General features: G+C 71.5%; 19 protein-coding genes and 1 tRNA gene. 11 read left to right on the top strand and 9 right to left on the bottom strand.

The annotated features are described in order from the left end of the window. Positions 1-67 precede the first annotated feature (67 nt). Positions 68-793, bottom strand: a complete 726-nt coding sequence (locus ABZ016_RS41080; RefSeq protein ID WP_356921894.1) for a hypothetical protein — start codon at positions 791-793, stop codon at positions 68-70. 47 nt (positions 794-840) lie between these two features. Between ABZ016_RS41080 and ABZ016_RS41085 the strand changes: the two genes are divergently transcribed. Then, positions 841-1,029 carry a DUF5703 family protein gene (locus ABZ016_RS41085; RefSeq protein ID WP_003989151.1) on the top strand — a complete coding sequence of 63 codons (189 nt, stop codon included), beginning with the start codon at positions 841-843 and terminating at the stop codon, positions 1,027-1,029. A gap of 80 nt (positions 1,030-1,109) precedes the next feature. Here the strand turns inward: ABZ016_RS41085 and ABZ016_RS41090 are convergent, their stop codons facing one another. The 3 genes from ABZ016_RS41090 to ABZ016_RS41100 form a co-directional block, all read right to left on the bottom strand. Continuing rightward, on the bottom strand, positions 1,110-1,937 hold the full coding sequence (locus ABZ016_RS41090) for a chaplin (protein ID WP_356921895.1): 828 nt from the start codon (positions 1,935-1,937) through the stop codon (positions 1,110-1,112). Positions 1,938-2,079: 142 nt separating this feature from the next. Next, positions 2,080-2,313 carry a chaplin ChpH gene (chpH, locus tag ABZ016_RS41095; RefSeq protein WP_215122472.1) on the bottom strand — a complete coding sequence of 78 codons (234 nt, stop codon included), beginning with the start codon at positions 2,311-2,313 and terminating at the stop codon, positions 2,080-2,082. Between the two features lie 150 nt (positions 2,314-2,463). Further along, entirely contained in the window at positions 2,464-3,789 is a 1,326-nt protein-coding gene (locus tag ABZ016_RS41100) for a M20/M25/M40 family metallo-hydrolase (RefSeq protein ID WP_356921896.1), read from the bottom strand. Between the two features lie 196 nt (positions 3,790-3,985). Here ABZ016_RS41100 and ABZ016_RS41105 point away from each other — a divergent pair. Both ABZ016_RS41105 and ABZ016_RS41110 read left to right on the top strand, forming a co-directional pair. Continuing rightward, positions 3,986-4,070 (top strand) — tRNA-Leu (locus ABZ016_RS41105). 63 nt (positions 4,071-4,133) lie between these two features. Next, positions 4,134-4,505 (top strand): YchJ family metal-binding protein, encoded by a 372-nt coding sequence (locus ABZ016_RS41110; protein WP_356921897.1) that lies wholly within the window; start codon positions 4,134-4,136, stop codon positions 4,503-4,505. A gap of 3 nt (positions 4,506-4,508) precedes the next feature. Here ABZ016_RS41110 and ABZ016_RS41115 read toward each other — a convergent pair whose 3' ends face one another. Further along, the gene (locus tag ABZ016_RS41115; protein WP_356921898.1) at positions 4,509-5,210 is read right to left on the bottom strand and encodes a FadR/GntR family transcriptional regulator; all 702 of its coding nucleotides are present in this window, start codon (positions 5,208-5,210) and stop codon (positions 4,509-4,511) included. A gap of 137 nt (positions 5,211-5,347) precedes the next feature. Here ABZ016_RS41115 and ABZ016_RS41120 point away from each other — a divergent pair, with 137 nt between their 5' ends. Genes ABZ016_RS41120 through ABZ016_RS41135 form a run of 4 tightly spaced genes read left to right on the top strand, consistent with a single transcriptional unit; the run spans position 5,348 to position 9,150 of the window. Beyond that, on the top strand, positions 5,348-5,866 hold the full coding sequence (locus ABZ016_RS41120; RefSeq protein WP_356921899.1) for a gluconokinase: 519 nt from the start codon (positions 5,348-5,350) through the stop codon (positions 5,864-5,866). Positions 5,867-5,925: 59 nt separating this feature from the next. After that, a complete protein-coding gene (locus ABZ016_RS41125; protein WP_345664620.1) occupies positions 5,926-7,323 on the top strand; it encodes a gluconate:H+ symporter in 1,398 nt (465 codons plus the stop codon). A 13-nt stretch (positions 7,324-7,336) separates the two neighbouring features. Next, the gene (locus ABZ016_RS41130; protein ID WP_356921900.1) at positions 7,337-8,101 is read left to right on the top strand and encodes an SDR family oxidoreductase; all 765 of its coding nucleotides are present in this window, start codon (positions 7,337-7,339) and stop codon (positions 8,099-8,101) included. Between the two features lie 17 nt (positions 8,102-8,118). Beyond that, a complete protein-coding gene (locus ABZ016_RS41135; protein ID WP_356921901.1) occupies positions 8,119-9,150 on the top strand; it encodes an L-idonate 5-dehydrogenase in 1,032 nt (343 codons plus the stop codon). A 767-nt stretch (positions 9,151-9,917) separates the two neighbouring features. Here the strand turns inward: ABZ016_RS41135 and ABZ016_RS41140 are convergent. From ABZ016_RS41140 to ABZ016_RS41155, 4 genes are all read right to left on the bottom strand, one after another. Beyond that, on the bottom strand, positions 9,918-10,532 hold the full coding sequence (locus ABZ016_RS41140; protein WP_356921902.1) for a cytochrome b/b6 domain-containing protein: 615 nt from the start codon (positions 10,530-10,532) through the stop codon (positions 9,918-9,920). Further along, on the bottom strand, positions 10,516-11,241 hold the full coding sequence (locus tag ABZ016_RS41145) for a molybdopterin-dependent oxidoreductase (protein ID WP_356921920.1): 726 nt from the start codon (positions 11,239-11,241) through the stop codon (positions 10,516-10,518). Before ABZ016_RS41145 ends, ABZ016_RS41140 begins: the two co-directional genes overlap by 17 nt. A 159-nt stretch (positions 11,242-11,400) precedes the next feature. Further along, a complete protein-coding gene (locus ABZ016_RS41150; protein WP_356921903.1) occupies positions 11,401-12,939 on the bottom strand; it encodes an APC family permease in 1,539 nt (512 codons plus the stop codon). 34 nt (positions 12,940-12,973) lie between these two features. Continuing rightward, the gene (locus ABZ016_RS41155; RefSeq protein ID WP_356921921.1) at positions 12,974-13,924 is read right to left on the bottom strand and encodes a hypothetical protein; all 951 of its coding nucleotides are present in this window, start codon (positions 13,922-13,924) and stop codon (positions 12,974-12,976) included. 363 nt (positions 13,925-14,287) lie between these two features. Here ABZ016_RS41155 and ABZ016_RS41160 point away from each other — a divergent pair, with 363 nt between their 5' ends. From ABZ016_RS41160 to ABZ016_RS41175, 4 genes are all read left to right on the top strand, one after another. Then, positions 14,288-15,187 carry a DMT family transporter gene (locus ABZ016_RS41160; protein ID WP_356921904.1) on the top strand — a complete coding sequence of 300 codons (900 nt, stop codon included), beginning with the start codon at positions 14,288-14,290 and terminating at the stop codon, positions 15,185-15,187. 42 nt (positions 15,188-15,229) lie between these two features. Next, positions 15,230-15,757, top strand: coding sequence for an NUDIX domain-containing protein (locus ABZ016_RS41165; RefSeq protein ID WP_356921905.1), 528 nt, complete (start codon positions 15,230-15,232; stop codon positions 15,755-15,757). A gap of 108 nt (positions 15,758-15,865) precedes the next feature. Next, positions 15,866-16,258: a DUF202 domain-containing protein gene (locus ABZ016_RS41170; protein WP_356921906.1), complete on the top strand. Its 393-nt coding sequence runs from the start codon at positions 15,866-15,868 to the stop codon at positions 16,256-16,258. Next, on the top strand, positions 16,255-16,590 hold the full coding sequence (locus tag ABZ016_RS41175; protein ID WP_356921907.1) for a DUF202 domain-containing protein: 336 nt from the start codon (positions 16,255-16,257) through the stop codon (positions 16,588-16,590). Before ABZ016_RS41170 ends, ABZ016_RS41175 begins: the two co-directional genes overlap by 4 nt. Positions 16,591-16,598: the final 8 nt, after the last annotated feature.

Here is a 16,598-nt window from a genome sequence, read left to right on the forward strand (position 1 = left end):
CCCGCGGCCGCGGCGGGCCCCACCCCACCCCCTCGTGGTGGCTGCTCGTGGTGGCCGGCGCCCGGGCTCAGGGGCGGTCCGCGTCCAATGGCTCCAGGTCCTCGTCCTCGTCGAGGTCGGTGTCGAGGTCGTCCAGGTCCTCGGCCTCGCTGTCGTCGCCGTCGTCGTCATCGTCGTCATCGACGTCGTCGAGTTCTTCGTCGAAGACGGCGCTGACGTCGAAGCGGCAGACCACCTGCTGCGGATCGACCTGCTCGAACGGCGCCTCCAGCCACTCGCCGGGTTCGGCGGGTTCGTCCGCGGCCGCCACCCAGAGCGTGGAGTCGCCCTCCTCCAGGCCGAACTCCTTGTGCCGGGAGGCGATCTCGTCGGGCTCGAACTCGCCGAAGAGGAGGCCGAGCGCGCCGTGGACCGTCCCGGAGGCGGCCGCGCCGTCCTCGCCCTCCGCGGCCTCGATCCGCTCCGCCTGCGCCAGCAGTCGCTGCGGCTCGGCCACCGCGTAGTCACGGCGGATCAGTACGCTCACCGCGTTCGGTTCCTCGGGCCCGTTGTACGGGGGCAGCGCGTCCTCCGTACCGGGGATCTCGAAGGGTGTGACCTCGTCGTAGCGGTCGTAGAGCAGTTCGTCGTACACCTCTGCGGCCGCGGCCAGCTGGTTGAACGCCTCGTAGACGGCCGGGTCGTCCTCCCCCGACCTGCGTTCGACCGCGGCCAGGTGGCGGTCGAGCGCGGTCTTGACCGCCTCGGCGGCGGCGCGTACCTCGGCAGCGGTGGGCTGCGCAGCATCAGACATAGTGCAGACGCTATCCGTACCAGGCCCCAGCCCGCACAATAGATGCGATGCCGGAATACGAATTTGTCGACGTGTACGTACCTCGCGGGGTCTCCCGCAAGGAAACGGCACGTCTGCTGACGGACCATGCCGAGTACGGACACTGGGAGTTGTACCGTCTGAGCCTGCTGCGGGACGGCAGCCGCAAGGTGCGGTTGCGCCGGCGGATCATCCGCCAGGTGCGGGCCACGTGGTGAGCTGGGGCGGCGCACTGGGAGAAGGCATGTGACGGAGCGGGCCCCGCCGGGTGGCGGGGCCCGCTCCGTTCGCCGGGGTGTCAGGCCGAGGCGCGTGCCTTGCGGTAGAGGACCGCGCCCGCCAGCAGCGCGCCCGCGCCGGCCGGCAGGACGAGCCCGAGCGGCAGGTCACTGCCGGTGCTCGCGAGCTGGGCGTCGCCGCCGGCCTGCGTGACGAGCCGGCCGCCCGGCTGATCGCCGTGCGAGGAACCGCCGGGCGTCTCGCCACCGGTGCTGGGCGGGGTGGCCGGGGTACCGGGGTTACCGGGCTCCTCGGGGCTACCGGGGTTGCCCGGGTTACCAGGGTTGCCCGGGTTGCCCGGGTTGCTGGGGTTGCCCGGGTTACCAGGGTTACCCGGGTTACCCGGCTGTCCCGGGTTCTCGTGGCCGCCGCCGGGCGGGTTGGTGTGGTGTCCGCCGGAGCCGCCGTTGCGGCAGTCGTTGCCCGCGCTGGGGTTACCGACGCCGATGATGTCGACGCTGTTGCCGCAGACGTTCACCGGCACGTCGATCGGTGCCTGCACGTGGTTGCCCGAACCGACGCCGGGCGAGTCGGTGGCGTGTCCGCCGGCGTGCGAGCCGCCGTGGCCACGGTGCGCGCCGTGTCCCCCCGAGGACGATCCGCCCCCCTTGTTGGCGCACGAGTTGCCCACCGACGGGTTGAGCACCCCGACGACGTTGACCGTGTTCCCGCAGACGTTGACCGGCGCGTGCACCGGCGCCTGCACCGTGTTTCCGGACAGCACGCCGGGCGAGCCCGAACCGGCGCCCTGGGCGCCCGAGTCGGCGTGCGCCGCGCCGCCCGCGGCGGCGATCACGCCGGTCGCGGCCGCCACGGTCATCAGACCCTTGCGGGTGACCTGTCGCATTACTGAATACCTGCCTTCGACCCTGTCTCGAATTCTTTTCGAGTTCTTCTCGAATTCCTCGAAAGAAGCGTTCGGCCCCGGAGCGCATGGCATGCACTCCGGGACCGATGGCTTTGAAACTCCCCTCAGCGAGGGGAAAGCATCACTTGTTGACGCAGGTGTTGCCGAAGGCGGGGTTCAGCAGCCCGATCACGGAGACCGTGTTGCCGCAGACGTTCACCGGGACGTGAACGGGCACCTGAACAACGTTGCCGGACAGGACACCCGGGCTGTGCACGGCGGCACCCTGGGCACCCGAGTCGGCGACGGCCAGGCCCGCGCCCGCGAGAACCAGCCCACCGGTGGCAGCCGCAGCAGCGACGACCTTCTTGATCATTATTCCTCCTAGTTGGCAAAGCGACCCATCTTGCGATCGCATTACCTGTAACGAGGAGGGAGTAATGAGGCTACGAGCTTATGGTCGCATTCACTCTTCCCAGTCGATCTCGTACGCCCGACCGAATACTGGCGTTCCGCTCGGGCCGGTTCAGGACGCGTCGATGAACCGGTCGAGCACCCGCACGCCGAACTGGAGGCCCTCGACCGGCACCCGCTCGTCCACGCCGTGGAACATGCCGGCGAAGTCCAGCTCCGGCGGCAGCTTCAGCGGCACGAAGCCGAAGCCGCGGATGCCCAGGTCGTCGAAGGACTTGGCGTCCGTCCCACCGGAGAGCATGTAGGGGATCGCCTTGGCGGTCGGGTCCTCGGCCAGCAGCGCGGACTGCATCGCCGCCACGAGCGCCCCGTCGAAGGTGGTCTCGACGGCCTTGTCGGCGTGGACGTCCTCGCGCCGCACGTTCGGGCCGAGGATCTTGTCGAGGTCGGCGAGGAACTCCTCCTCGTGTCCGGGCAGGAACCGTCCGTCGACGTGGGCGGTCGCCTCACCCGGGATGACGTTGACCTTGTAGCCGGCACCGAGCTGCGTCGGGTTGGCCGTGTTGCTCAGGGTCGCGCCGATGAACTTGGCGATGCCGCCGAGCCTGACGAGGGTCGACTCCATGTCCTCCGGGTCGAGTTCGAGGCCGAGCGCGTCACCGAGCTCGTCGAGGAAGGCGCGGGTGGTCTTGGTGACGCGCACCGGGAACTTGTGCCGCCCCAGCCGCGCGACGGCCTCCGAAAGCTCGGTGATCGCGTTGTCCCGGTGGATCATCGACCCGTGCCCGGCGGTGCCGGCCACGGTGAGCTTCATCCAGTGCATGCCCTTCTCGGCTGTCTGGATCATGTAGAGCCGACGCTGCTCGCTGACGGTGAACGAGAACCCGCCCACCTCGCTGATCGCCTCGGTGACGCCCTCGAACAGCTCGGGGTGGTTGCGCACGAGGTGCTTGGCGCCGTACGTGCCGCCGGCCTCCTCGTCCGCGAGGAACGCGAGGACGATGTCGCGCGGGGGCTTGCGCCCGCTGCGCAGCCGGTCGCGGACGACCGCCAGGGTCATCGCGTCCATGTCCTTCATGTCGACGGCCCCACGGCCCCACACGCAGCCGTCGGCGACCTCGCCCGAGAAGGGGTGGTGGGTCCAGTCGTCCGCGTTGGCCGGTACGACGTCGGTGTGACCGTGGATGAGGAGCGCGGGCCGGGAGGGGTCCTCGCCCTCGATCCGGGCCACCGTGGAGGCGCGGCCCGGGTGGGACTCGAAGATCTGCGGTTCGAGCCCGACCTCGGCGAGCTTCTCGGCGACGTACTCGGCCGCCTTGCGCTCGCCCGGACCCGAGTGGTCGCCGTAGTTGCTGGTGTCGATCTGGATCAGCTCGCGGCAGAGGTCCACGACCTCGTCCTCGCCGGTGACGCTCCTGGCCGTGTCCGTCTCGCTCACGTGCTTCCTCCCGCTGTCACTGCTGGTGGGTCCCCCTCATCCTCCCTCTCCCCGGCCCGCTCCCCAAGAGCCCTCCCGGCCCGTCACACGTCGTTCACGCCCCGCCGGGGCGCGGACGGGGGGTGATCGGCCACCCCGGAAAGCCTGGTAATGTTTACGTCGTCGCCGCGGGGAGAACCCGCGCGACAGACACCTTGTCCGGGTGGCGGAATGGCAGACGCGCTAGCTTGAGGTGCTAGTGCCCTTTATCGGGCGTGGGGGTTCAAGTCCCCCCTCGGACACATCAAGCTGAGGGCCGTGACCGCGAGGTCACGGCCCTCAGGCGTTGTCGCGGAAGGGTGACCATGACCAGCCGTTCCTGCCCATGCGGGTTGCCCGGGGCCTACGAGGCATGCTGCGGCCGCTATCACTCCGGTGCCGCCGCCCCGACCGCCGAGGCGTTGATGCGGTCGCGGTACAGCGCCTTCGTGAAGGGCGATACCGGGTATCTGCTGCGGACCTGGCACCCGCGGACGCGGCCCGGGCGGCTGGAGCTCGATCCGGGGATGCGGTGGACCGGGCTGGAGATCCTGGGCACGCGTGACGGGACCGCGTTCCACACCACCGGGACCGTGGAGTTCCGGGCCTCGTACCGGGGCGGGTCGCTGCACGAGCGGAGCCGGTTCGAGCGGGTCGACGGGGCCTGGGTCTACGTCGACGGCGACATCCTCGGCTGAGAACTAGGGCGCCAGGATGTCGAGTTCCTGGAGGGCGCCGACCGTGATCTCGCGGGTCAGTTCCTCCGCGCGGGCCGCGTCGCCCGCGCGGACCGCCTCGGCGACCTGGACGTGCAGGGTGACGGCGGCCGGATCGGGGTCCTCGAACATCACGTCGTGATGGGTGCGGCCGGCCAGCACCTCGGCGACGACGTCGCCGAGGCGGGCGAACATCTCGTTGCCGGAGGCGTCCAGGATGGCGCGGTGGAAGGCCATGTCGTGGACGAGGTACTCCTCGAGCTTGTGACCGCGTGAGTTGGCGACCATGCCGAGGGCGCACTCGGTGAGTTCGGCGCACTGTTCGGCGGTGGCGTGCCGCGCGGCGAGGCCGGCCGCGACCGGTTCGATCGCCGAGCGCAGCAGCGTCAGGGAACGCAGCTGCCGGGGCCGGTCCTTGCCGGCCAGGCGCCAGCGGATGACCTCGGGGTCGTAGACGTTCCACTCGGACGCCGGGCGGACCGTGACGCCGACGCGGCGGCGGGACTCGACCAGGTGCATGGACTCCAGGACGCGGACCGCCTCGCGCATCACGGAGCGCGACACGTCGAAACGCTGGGCGAGCTCGTCGGTGCGCAGCACGCTGCCGGGCGGGTACTCGCCCGCCGTGATCTCAGGGCCGAGGGTGTCCAGTACATGGCCGTGCAGCCCCCGGCCCGGTGTGCTCATGCACTCAGCGTACGGGGTAGATCACGCAGACAAAAAGTCAGACTTATTCGCCACAGGCTCTTGAATTAGTCGTACCTAATGGGTTTCAGTTGCGTCGACATCACGTGTCGACGAAGACAGCAGACAGTGAGGCAGCGATGAACACCCCCCACGTCGTCGTGGTCATGGGCGTCGCCGGCACCGGCAAGACCACCATCGGTCCCCTGCTCGCGTCCCGGCTCGGCGTTCCGTACGCCGAGGGCGACGACTTCCACCCGCAGGCCAACATCGCCAAGATGTCGGCCGGTACGCCGCTCACCGACGAGGACCGCGGGCCCTGGCTCGACGCCATCGGCGAGTGGGCGCACGGGAGGGCCGGACTCGGCGGGGTGGTCAGCTGCTCGGCACTGAAGCGGTCGTACCGCGACCGGCTGCGCGCCGCCGCGCCGGGCGTGGTCTTCCTGCACCTCACGGGCGACCGCGCGCTGATCGAGGACCGGATGTCGCACCGGCAGGGGCACTTCATGCCCACGGCGCTGCTCGACTCCCAGTTCGCCACGCTCCAGCCGCTGGAGACGGACGAGGCGGGGGTCGGCGTGGACGTCTCGGGCAGTCCGCAGGAGATTACCGAGCGCGCCGCGCTCGCCCTGGCGGACCTCCCCGAAACCGTCCGGTAGCCCCTGACGGTCTCCTCTCCCCCTCCTCTACTCCCCCGAAGACAAGGGACCCCTACCCCGTGACCAGACTCAGCGTCGAGATGCTGGCAGCGGACGCACCCGAGCCGATCACCTCGGCCGGACACGCTCAGCTGGGCATCGCCGTCCTGGCGGGCATCGCCGTCATCGTCCTGCTCATCACCAAGTTCAAGCTGCACGCCTTCCTGGCGCTGACCATCGGGTCCCTGGCGCTCGGCGCGATCGCCGGGGCGCCGCTGGACAAGGTCCTGCTCAGCTTCAGCACCGGCCTCGGCACCACGGTCGCCGGCGTCGGTGTGCTGATCGCCCTCGGTGCGATCCTCGGCAAGATGCTCGCCGACTCCGGCGGCGCCGACCAGATCGTCGACACCATCCTCGCGAAGGCCGGCGGGCGGTCGATGCCGTGGGCGATGGTGCTGATCGCCTCCGTGATCGGGCTGCCGCTGTTCTTCGAGGTCGGCATCGTGCTGCTGATCCCGGTGGTGCTGATGGTCGCCAAGCGCGGCAACTACTCGCTGATGCGGATCGGCATCCCGGCGCTCGCGGGTCTGTCCGTGATGCACGGTCTGGTGCCGCCGCACCCCGGCCCGCTGGTCGCGATCGACGCGGTCAAGGCCGACCTCGGTGTGACGCTGGCCCTCGGTGTCCTCGTCGCGATACCCACGGTGATCATCGCCGGTCCGGTGTTCTCGAAGTACGCGGCCCGCTGGGTGGACGTCCCCGCGCCCGAGAACATGATTCCGCAGCGCGCTTCGGAGGACCTGGAGAAGCGCCCCGGTTTCGGCGCCACGCTGTTCACGGTCCTGCTGCCGGTGATCCTCATGCTGGCCAAGGCGCTCGTCGACATCGTCATCGACGATGTGGAGAACCCGGTCCAGCGCGTCTTCGACGTGATCGGCGCCCCGATGATCGCGCTGCTCGCGTCGGTGCTGGTCGGCATCTTCACGCTGCTGCGGCCCGCCGGGTTCTCCAAGGAGCGGATCTCGCCGCTCGTCGAGAAGAGCCTCGCGCCGATCGCGGGCATCCTGCTGATCGTCGGCGCCGGCGGTGGCTTCAAGCAGACGCTGATCGACACCGGGGTGGGCCAGATGGTCCTGGACATCTCGAAGGACTGGTCGATCCCCGCGCTGCTGCTGGCCTGGCTGATCGCGGTGGCGATCCGGCTCGCGACCGGTTCGGCGACGGTGGCGACGGTCTCGGCGGCCGGTCTGGTCGCCCCGCTCGCGGCCGACATGTCGACCACGCACGCGGCGCTGCTCGTCCTGGCCATCGGCGCCGGCTCGCTCTTCTTCAGCCATGTCAACGACGCCGGGTTCTGGATGGTGAAGGAGTACTTCGGGCTGAGTGTCGGCCAGAACATCAAGACCTGGTCCGTCATGGAGACGATCATCTCGGTGGTCGCCGGCGGCATCGTCCTGTTGTTGTCCCTGGTGATTTAGGAGTGGTACTGCGATGACGGCTCACCCCCTCTTCGACATCAGCGGCCGTACGGCCCTGGTGACCGGTTCCAGCCGAGGCATCGGACGGGCCCTGGCCCGTGGCCTCGCGGAGGCCGGCTGCACGGTCGTCCTGAACGGACGGGACAAGGACCGGCTCGCCGAAGCGGCGGCCGCTCTGCCCGGCGACAAGGTGCACACGGCGGCGTTCGACGTGACCGACGGGCCGTCCGTGGCGGACGGGATCGCGGACGTCGAGGAGCGGGTGGGCCCGCTCGACATCCTCGTCAACAACGCGGGTATGCAACTGCGCGCCCCGCTGCTGGAGTTCAAGGACTCCGACTGGCACCGGATCCTGGACACCAACCTGACCAGTGCCTTCCTGGTCGGTCGTGAGGCGGCGCGCCGGATGACGGAACGCGGCCACGGCAAGATCATCAACATCTGCTCGCTGCAGAGCGAGGTGGTACGGCCCGGGATCGCGCCGTACGCGGCCACCAAGGGCGCGCTGAAGATGCTCACCAAGGGCATGTGCGCGGACTGGGGTCCGAGCGGCGTGCAGGTCAACGGGCTCGGCCCGGGCTACATCGAGACGGAGCTGACCCAGCCGCTCGTCGAGGACGAGGAGTTCAGTGCCTGGGTGCGGCGGCGCACCCCGGCGGGGCGCTGGGGCCGCACCCAGGACCTGGTGGGCGGGGTGCTGTTCCTCGCCTCCCCCGCCGCGGACTTCGTGAGCGGACAGGTGCTGTACGTCGACGGCGGCATGACGAGCGTGCTGTGACCATCAGGGAGGCTGCGATGCTGGGTTGTGTGATCCACGGTCAGGGTGACCTGAGAGTGGCGGAGTTGCCGGTTCCGGTCCCCGGGCCGGGGCAGGCGCTGGTGGCCGTGCGGTACGGCGGGGTGTGCGGGTCCGACCTGCACTACTGGCGGCACGGCGGGGTCGGTGACTTCCGGCTCAGGGAGCCGATGGTCCTCGGCCACGAGGTCGTCGGGACCGTCCTGGAGTACGGTGCGGGCGCGTCGGGGCCGGCTCCGGGTACGGCCGTCGCCGTGCATCCGGCGACCCCGTGCGGGGTGTGCCCCGAGTGCGGGGACAAGCGGCGCAACGTGTGCCGCGACACCAGCTATCTGGGCAGTGCGGCGCGCTTCCCGCACGTGCAGGGCGGGTTCGCGGCCCAGGTGGTCGTGCCCGCCGAGCAGGTGCGGGCCCTGCCGGACGGTCTCGGGCTGCGCCGGGCCGCGCTCGCCGAGCCCCTGTCCGTCGCCGTGCACGCGGTGCGGCGGGCCGGGGAGGTGGCCGGCCGGCATGTGCTGGTGACCGGTGCCGGGCCCATCGGGTGTCTGGTGGTCGCGGCGGCGAAGGCGGCGGGCGCCGCGCACGTCACCGTGACGGATCTGCTGCCCGAGGCGCTGGAGTACGCGACGGTCGCCGGGGCCGGCACGGTGGTACGGGCTGACGACCCGGACGACGCCGGGTGGCCCGACGAGGTGGACGTGGCGATCGAGGCGTCCGGGGTGGCCGCGGGGCTCGACGCGTGTCTGCGGAGGGTTCGGCGCGGTGGGGTCGTGGTGCAACTGGGCATGCTGCCGCCGGGGCAGAGTCCGTTCGCGGGGAACCTCGTGGTGAGCCGGGAGATCGAGCTGCGCGGGGCGTTCCGGTTCGACACCGAGTTCGACGAGGCGCTGGCCTTGCTCGCGGTGGAGCCGGCGTTCGACGGGCTGGTCAGTGCGGTGGTTCCGGTGCGGGACGCCGAGTCCGCTTTCGCCCTGGCCGCTGATCGGAGTCGGTCCTGCAAGGTGCTGCTGGATTTCGCCGTCGCGCCTTAGGGGTGTCGGTGTCGGGCGGGTGCGGGTTCGCTGTGGCTGGTCGCGCAGTTCCCCGCGCCCCTTAGGGTCCCCCGAGCGGTGGAGTCGGTTCCTTCCCCGGGGTGATCCACGCTCGTCGAGGGACTGCGACCTTGGGGACATGACGAATACCGTCTCATCCGTCCCACCGCCCGGGGTCCCTCGCCCGCCCGGGCGACTGCGCAGGGCCTGGGCCGCCGCTCACGCGCCGGTGGCCGGAGTGCCTCGGTGGGCGCGGAGCGCCGCCTACGCCATACCGCTCGTCGTGTTGCCGTCGAGCCTGTGGCGGGTTCTGGTGGCCTTCTTCGACGAGGACACCGCAGGCAAGACCGGGAGCCTGCCGTCGTGGCTGCCGGGTGAGGTCTATGTGGTCCTGCTCTCGGTTCTGTCCGAGCTGGTGGCGTTCACCGGGGTCGGGCTGATCGCCGCGTGGGGTGAGGTGTTCCCGCGCTGGATCCCGCTACTGCGGGGGCGCAGGGTGCCGACCGGGGTCGCGGTCGTGCCGGCCACCCTCGGCGCGGTGGTGCTGACGGCCCTGTGGACCGCCGCGTGCGTCGCGGAGGCTGCCGGAGTCACCCTCCGGGGAGATCCGCTCCCGTCCGACTACCCGACAGCGGCGGGCGGCTGGGAGGCAGCCGTGTTCTACGTCTGCTACGCCCCGCTGTTGCTGTGGGGGCCACTGCTCGGGGCCGTCACGGTCGCCTACGTTCGGCGCAGGCGCGGTGTCCCGCCGACCGGGCCCACCTGGGTCACGGCCGCCACAACGGGTGCTCCCGGTCCGCCCACTCGCGGCTCACCGAGCCGGTGCGCATGCCCCGGCGGGATTCCGGGTCCGCCAGGGCCATGCCGATGTGGCCGGCCAGGACGATGCCGATGGTGAGGGCCAGCCAGTCGTGGACGAAGGTCGCGCTGGTGCGCCACACGAGTGGGGTGAGGTGGGTGAACCACATCAGCAGGCCGGTGCCGAGCATGACGAGGGTGGCGCCGGCGATCCAGGCCGCGTAGATCTTCTGGCCGGCGTTGAACTTGCCGGCCGGGCGGGACGCGTGCCGTTTGTCGCGGTGCAGGGCGGCACGCAGCCAGGTGCGGTCGTGCGGGCCGAAGCGGTTGAGGCGGCTGAGGTCGGCGCGGAAGGCACGGGAGGCGAGGCCGGCCAGGACGGGGACGGGCAGGGCGAGGCCGGCCCACTCGTGCAGGGTGACGACCAGGGCGCGGCGGCCGACGAATTCGGCGAGCTGGGGGATGTAGAGGCAGGCCGCCGTCAGGACGCAGACGCCCATCAGGACGGCCGTCGTGCGGTGCACCCAGCGCTCGGTCCGGCTGAAGCGCCCGACCCCGGTCGTCGTGTCAGCTGGTGGGGTCATCGTCCCGTCCGTTCGAGCGGCCCACCCAGGCGTCGACGTCGTAGCCGCGTTCCTCCCAGTAGCCGGGCCGGACCTCGTCGGTGACGGTGATGCCGGAGAGCCACTTGGCCGACTTGTAGAAGTACATGGGTGCCACGTAGAGGCGGACCGGGCCGCCGTGGGAGTGGCCGAGGTCCTTGTCCTGCATGCGCAGGGCGACCAGGACGTCCGCGCGGCGGGCCTGGTCGAGGGTGAGGCTCTCGCTGTAGGTGCCGTCGAAGCAGGTGAAGCGGATCGCCCTGGCGCCGGGGCGGACTCCGGCGTCGTCCAGCAGGCGGGCGAGGCGTACGCCCTCGAAGGGGGTGTGCGGGACGCGCCAGCCGGTGACGCACTGGACGTCGCGGACCATGCGGGTCTGCGGGAGGGCCCTGAGATCGGCCAGGGTGTAGGTCGCGGGACGGTCGACCAGGCCGTCCACCTTCAGGCGGTAGGTGTCGGCGTTCTTGCGGGGGACGGAGGAGGCCACCGAGTAGTAGCGGAAGCCGCCGCCGTTCGGGAGCAGTCCGGTCAGGCCGGTGGGGTCCTTGTCGGCGGTGCCGCCGAGGAAGCCCTCCAGGCCGCGTTGCAGCTTGGGCGCGGCGACCACGCCGAGTGCGCCCAGGCCGAGGGTGCCGAGGAAGACACGGCGGCCGATCGGGGTGCCCCGCTCCTCGGGGTGTCGGTCGTTCACGCCGTCCTGTACGTCCTCGTGCACGCCCCCATTCACGTCCTCGTCCGCGTTCTTGTCCGCGTTCCTGTCCACGTTCTCATTCGAACACCCGCGGCCCCGACAGGACAGGGATCGCGGGTGCTCGTCAGACTTCCGTAACGACTTCTTACGCCGGCCGTCTCAGGACGACGCCGCCTTGTCCAGCTGGAACGCCTCGTTGCCGAGGCCGATCCGGGCGTGCTTCTCGGGTGCACGGGCGCGCAGCACCAGGCCGAGGACCACGCCGGCGAGGGCGGCGAGGCCGATGATGCCGGGCAGCACCCAGCTCAGCGCGGAGCCGGGGCCGGCGCCGACCAGCACCTCGAAGTCCCTCACCGTGTAGCCGGCGATGACGAGCAGGGCGACGCACGCCAGGGCGGAGGTGACCAGCCGCCAGGCCTGGGCGCCCGCGGCGCCGCGGCGGACGAAGAACACGACGACCGACAGCGAGGCCGCCGCCATCAGCACGATCACGCCGAGGGCGCCGATGTTGCCGAACCAGGTGAACAGGTGCAGGACGGGTGCGGTGGGGTCGCCGGCCGGCTTGTCGTCGGCGATCGCGAAGGCGACCACGACCAGCACGGCCACGACGGTCTGGAGCAGCGAGCCGGTGCCGGGGGCGCCGCTGCCGCCGCTGGTGCGGCCGAAGGCGGCGGGCAGCAGGCCCTCGCGGCCCATGGCGAAGGCGTAGCGGGCAACAACGTTGTGAAAGCTGAGCAGGGCGGCGAACATGCCGGTGACGAACAGGACGTGCAGGACGTCCGTGAAGGTGCCGCCGAGGCGGGACTCGGTGAGGAAGAACAGCAGTCCGGCGCTCTGCTTCTGGGCCGTGCCGACGATCGCGGAGGGGCCGGTGGCCACGGTGAGGGCCCAGCTGCTGAGCGCGAAGAAGACGGCGACGCCGCCGACGGCGAGGAACATCACGCGCGGGACCAGCACATGCGGCCTGCTGGTCTCCTCGGCGTAGACGGGGGCCTGCTCGAAGCCGAGGAACGCGGCGATGCAGAAGCACAGCGCGGTGCCGACGCCCGCGCCGGTGAGGGTGTCGGGGTTGAAGGCGTGCAGCGACAGGCCTTCCTTCGCGGGGTCGGCGAGGGCGGCGACGTCGAAGATCACGACGAGGAGCACCTCGATGACCAGCAGCACGCCGAGCACCCGCGCGTTGACGTCGATCTTCAGCCAGCCCAGCAGCCCGACGGCGAGCGCGGCGACGAGCGCCGGTATCCACCAGGCGATCTCCACCTCGGCGTAGGTGGCGAAGAGCCCGGACACCTCGAAGCCGAAGATGCCGTAGATGCCGACCTGGAGCGCGTTGTAGGCGACGAGGGCGACCAGCGCGGCGCCCGCGCCGGCGGTGCCGCCGAGACCGCGGGAGATGTAGGCGTAGAAGGCGCCCGCGTTGTGGACGTGGCGGCTCATCTCGGCGTACCCGACGCTGAAGAGGATCAGGACGACGCCGAGAAGGACGAAGAGCAGCGGCTGGCCGACGATGCCCATCACCGCGAATGTGGTGGGCATGACACCCGCGACCACCATGAGGGGGGCCGTCGCGGCGAGGACGGAGAGCAGCAGGCCCCCGGTGCCGAGGCGGTCGGCGCGCAGGGCCCGTTCCTGTCCCTTGAACGTGCTGATGCCGCCACCGGCGGCGGACGTGCTCGTACTCGAACTGTCCGTGGTCATCGGGAGAGCGTCCTCACTTCTGGGTTTCCGGGTGTCATGCGGTGCCGAGCGCGCCGGCGCGGGCGGCGGCGAAAGCGGTGTGCGGGTCGCGGTCCGGGTACGACCAGGGCGCGGGGGTGGCGTGCCGGCCGATCCGGTGGAACAGGGCGGCGGCCTCGGCGCCCCGCCCCTCGCAGAACTTGGCGTGGGCGAGGAAGTTCAGGTCGATCAGCCTGCGCGGGTGGCCTTCGAGCTCCCACTCCAGCCACCAGTCGAAGGCGGACTTCATCACCTGCCGGGCGCGGCGGCCGGTCCAGTGGCCCGAGCCGGCCGGGTCGGCGGGTTCGTGCCCGGCCGCGGCCAGCGCGCGGTAGCGCTCGGCGTGCGCGATGACCGGCAGGATCGCGAGCGGGGAGTCGGCCGGTGCCTGTTCGGCGGCCCAGTTGGCGAAGTCGTAGACCTCGTGCAGCGGGTCCGGGCCGGTCTCGGTGCGGCGTCCGGCGAGCCGGGTGACCATCAGGTGGTGGGCGTGGTGGTGGTCGGCGTACCGGCCGCGGACCTGCTCGAAACCGCGGACCACGTCCTGGTCGGTGCCGACCGCGCACTCCAGCATGAGCAGGCCGAGCCAGGGGGTGGGGTCGGCGGGGACGCGGTCGGCGGCGGTCAGGCAGGCCTCGCGGGCACGGGCCGGCTTGCCCTTGCCGTGCAGCACGCGCCGGACCTGGGCGAGGGCGAGCAGCACGGAGGCGTCGGCGGACTCGGGCTCGGCGAGCAGCCACTCGCGGGCCCATGCGGCGCAGTAGGACTCCCGGGCGAGGACGGTGACGCGGTGGCCGCGCCGGTCCCAGTCGTCTCCGGTGTGCACCAGCAGCGAACGGGCGTTCTGCCAGCGGCCCTGCGCCAGTGCGGCGCGCGCGGCGACGAGGTCGGCGTCGTCGAGGGCCTCGTCGAAGGCCTGGGACGCACGTCTGCGGCCACGGCCGAGGGGAGGCGGGGGTGGGGGCACCGCGAACTTCCTCACGCGCTCTTCTGGTGTTTCGGCTCACGGCGTCGGTGGTGCGCGAGTGTGCGCACTGCCATGAACTGATCACGGACAGCCAACCCCCCGCCAAGGGTTGGCGTCAAGGGCCGCAAGGGCGTTACACGCGTCAAGTGCCGTTAGTCGTGAGGGTTTTGTGATCCACGGGGAGCAGGAGAGGCGTGTGACACCCATCCGATTTTTCCGTTTCGCCCTTTGTGACGTACGTCATAGTGCTGAGTGGTCACCGCCCCGCACGATGGCACGACGTACGGGCGCGCCGGGCGGAGCCGGCCGGTAGAGTCGGCCCCTACGCAACCGTGACCCGGCCTGACGATCGAGGTACACCGCGTGTCGGTTCTAGTTCTGGTGCTCGCCGTGAGCGCCGCCTGCTGTCTGGGCTTCGGCTTCGTCCTGCAGCAGAACGCGGCCCAGCGCGCCCCCCTCAACGACTTCCTCTCCTTCCGCCTGCTGGTCGACCTGATGAAGGTGCCGCGCTGGCTCGGCGGTATCGGCCTGATGGTGGCCGGCATGGCGCTGGGCGCTGCGGCGCTGGGGCAGGGTGAGCTGTCGCTCGTGGAGCCGCTGCTGGCGACGAACCTGCTCTTCGCGCTCGCGCTGTCCCGCAGGCAGACCCGGCAGTCGCTGGGCCGCCAGGGGTGGGCGGGTCTGCTGCTGCTGGCGGGCGGGGTGACCGCGTTCATCGTGGCCGGCGAGCCGCAGGGCGGCGCCGCGACGGCCGATCCGACGCGGCAGTGGCTGATCATCGGGGCCATGACCGGACTCGCCCTGCTGCTCACGACGCACGCGAAGCGCTCCCGGCTGAGCTCCGGGCCGGTGCTGCTGGCACTGGCCGCCGGGCTGCTGTACGGCGTGCAGGACGCGCTCACCCGGGTGAGCGGGGAGAAGTTCTCCCAGGGCGGCTTCGCCGAGCTGATGACCGGCTGGCAGCCGTACGCGGTGCTCGCCCTGGGCGTCACGGGGCTGCTCCTCGTGCAGAGCGCCTTCGAGACCGCGTCCCTGCGCAAGTCGCTGCCCGCCCTGACCGCCGCCCAGCCGCTCGCCGGGATCATCTGCGGCGTCGGCTTCCTGGGCGACCGGCTGCGGACCGACGCGGTGGCCCTGTCCTGGGAGGCGGGCGGCCTCCTGGCCGTGGTGGCCGGAATCATACTGCTGGGTCTGCACCCGTGCATGCCGACAGGGGCGGTCCAACGGGCCACCGTGGGGCAGCTCCAGCCGCAGACCCGGTGAAGCCGTCGCCCGCCCGGAGGCGCGCCCTGCTTGGATGAGGGCATGAGCGCTGCTGACGAGATCCTCGACATCGTCGACGAGAACGACCAGGTCATCGGGCAGTCCCCCCGGGGTGAGGCGTACGCCGGGGGCCTGCGCCACCGCTGCGTCTTCATCCAGGCCCGGGACGCCGAGGGCCGGATCTTCGTGCACCGGCGGACGCCGACCAAGCTGGTCTTCCCCTCCCTGTACGACATGTTCGTCGGCGGTGTGGTCGGCGCGGGCGAGGCCTACGACACGGCGGCCCTGCGCGAGGCCGAGGAAGAACTGGGCGTGACCGGGCTGCCGGCCCCGAAGTACCTCTTCAAGTTCCTCTACGACAACGGCGCCGGCCAGTCCTGGTGGTCGGCGGTGTACGAGGTCACCTGCGAGCTTCCGGTCCGGCCCCAGGCCGAGGAGGTCGCCTGGCACGACTTCCTGCCCGAGGACGAGGTGCGGCGGCGGCTGCGCGACTGGGAGTGGGTGCCGGACGGGCTGGCCGCGTACGAGCGGCTCACGGCGTTCCGGTCGAGGGGCCGATCGGGCTCGTGAACGGGTACGGCCTCGGGCCGGCCGGGGCCGAGGCGGGCCTCAGGGGCCGGGCCGGGCAGGCAGGAGAGGCGGGCGGGAAGCGACAGGGACCCGGGTAGGGTCGCGCATGTGATCGAGTTCGTACGGAACGTCCGGTTGTGGTTCGCGCCCGCGGAGGTCCGGCGGGACGGCCAGACGCCCGACTACCGGTTCTCCCTGGCGAACGAGCGCACCTTCCTGGCCTGGCTGCGCACCGCGCTCGCGCTGATCGGCGGCGGTTTCGCCGTCGACCAGTTCCTGCCGGACCTGCGCTGGGGCTGGCGTGTGGGGCTGGCGCTCGCGCTGCTGGCCGCGGGCGTGCTGTGCTCACTGCGGGCGGTCAACCACTGGGTGCGCTGCGAGCGGGCCATGCGCCGGGGCGAGGACCTGCCGGTGTCCCGGTTCCCCGCGGTGCTGAGCCTCGTCGTGGCGGTCGTGGCCCTCGTCATGGTCTTCGTGGTGCTCGTGGGGTGGGAGGGGTGAGCGGGCCGCACAGTGTGCCCCGGGACCCGGACCGCGACCCCGGGCTGCAACCCGAGCGGACCCGCCTCGCATGGCGGCGTACGACGCTCTCGGGCACCGTCGCCACCGTGCTCGCCGTGAAGACCGCGCTGCACGGCGGGGTGTCGGCGCCCGGGATCGTCGCGTGCGCGCTGGCTTGCGTCCTGTGGCTCGGGTTCCTGGGCGTCGCCCACCGCCGTATCCGCGCCCTCGCGGTCTGCGCCGACCCCCCGGCGTTCGCGCCCCGGCACGCCGCGGCCGCCGTGCTGTGCACGACGGCGATGGCGGTGTGCGGGGCCGCGCTCGTCCTCTAGGCGGTGTC

The organism is Streptomyces sp. NPDC006372, assembly GCF_040612515.1.
Taxonomy (GTDB): Bacteria; Actinomycetota; Actinomycetes; order Streptomycetales; family Streptomycetaceae; genus Streptomyces.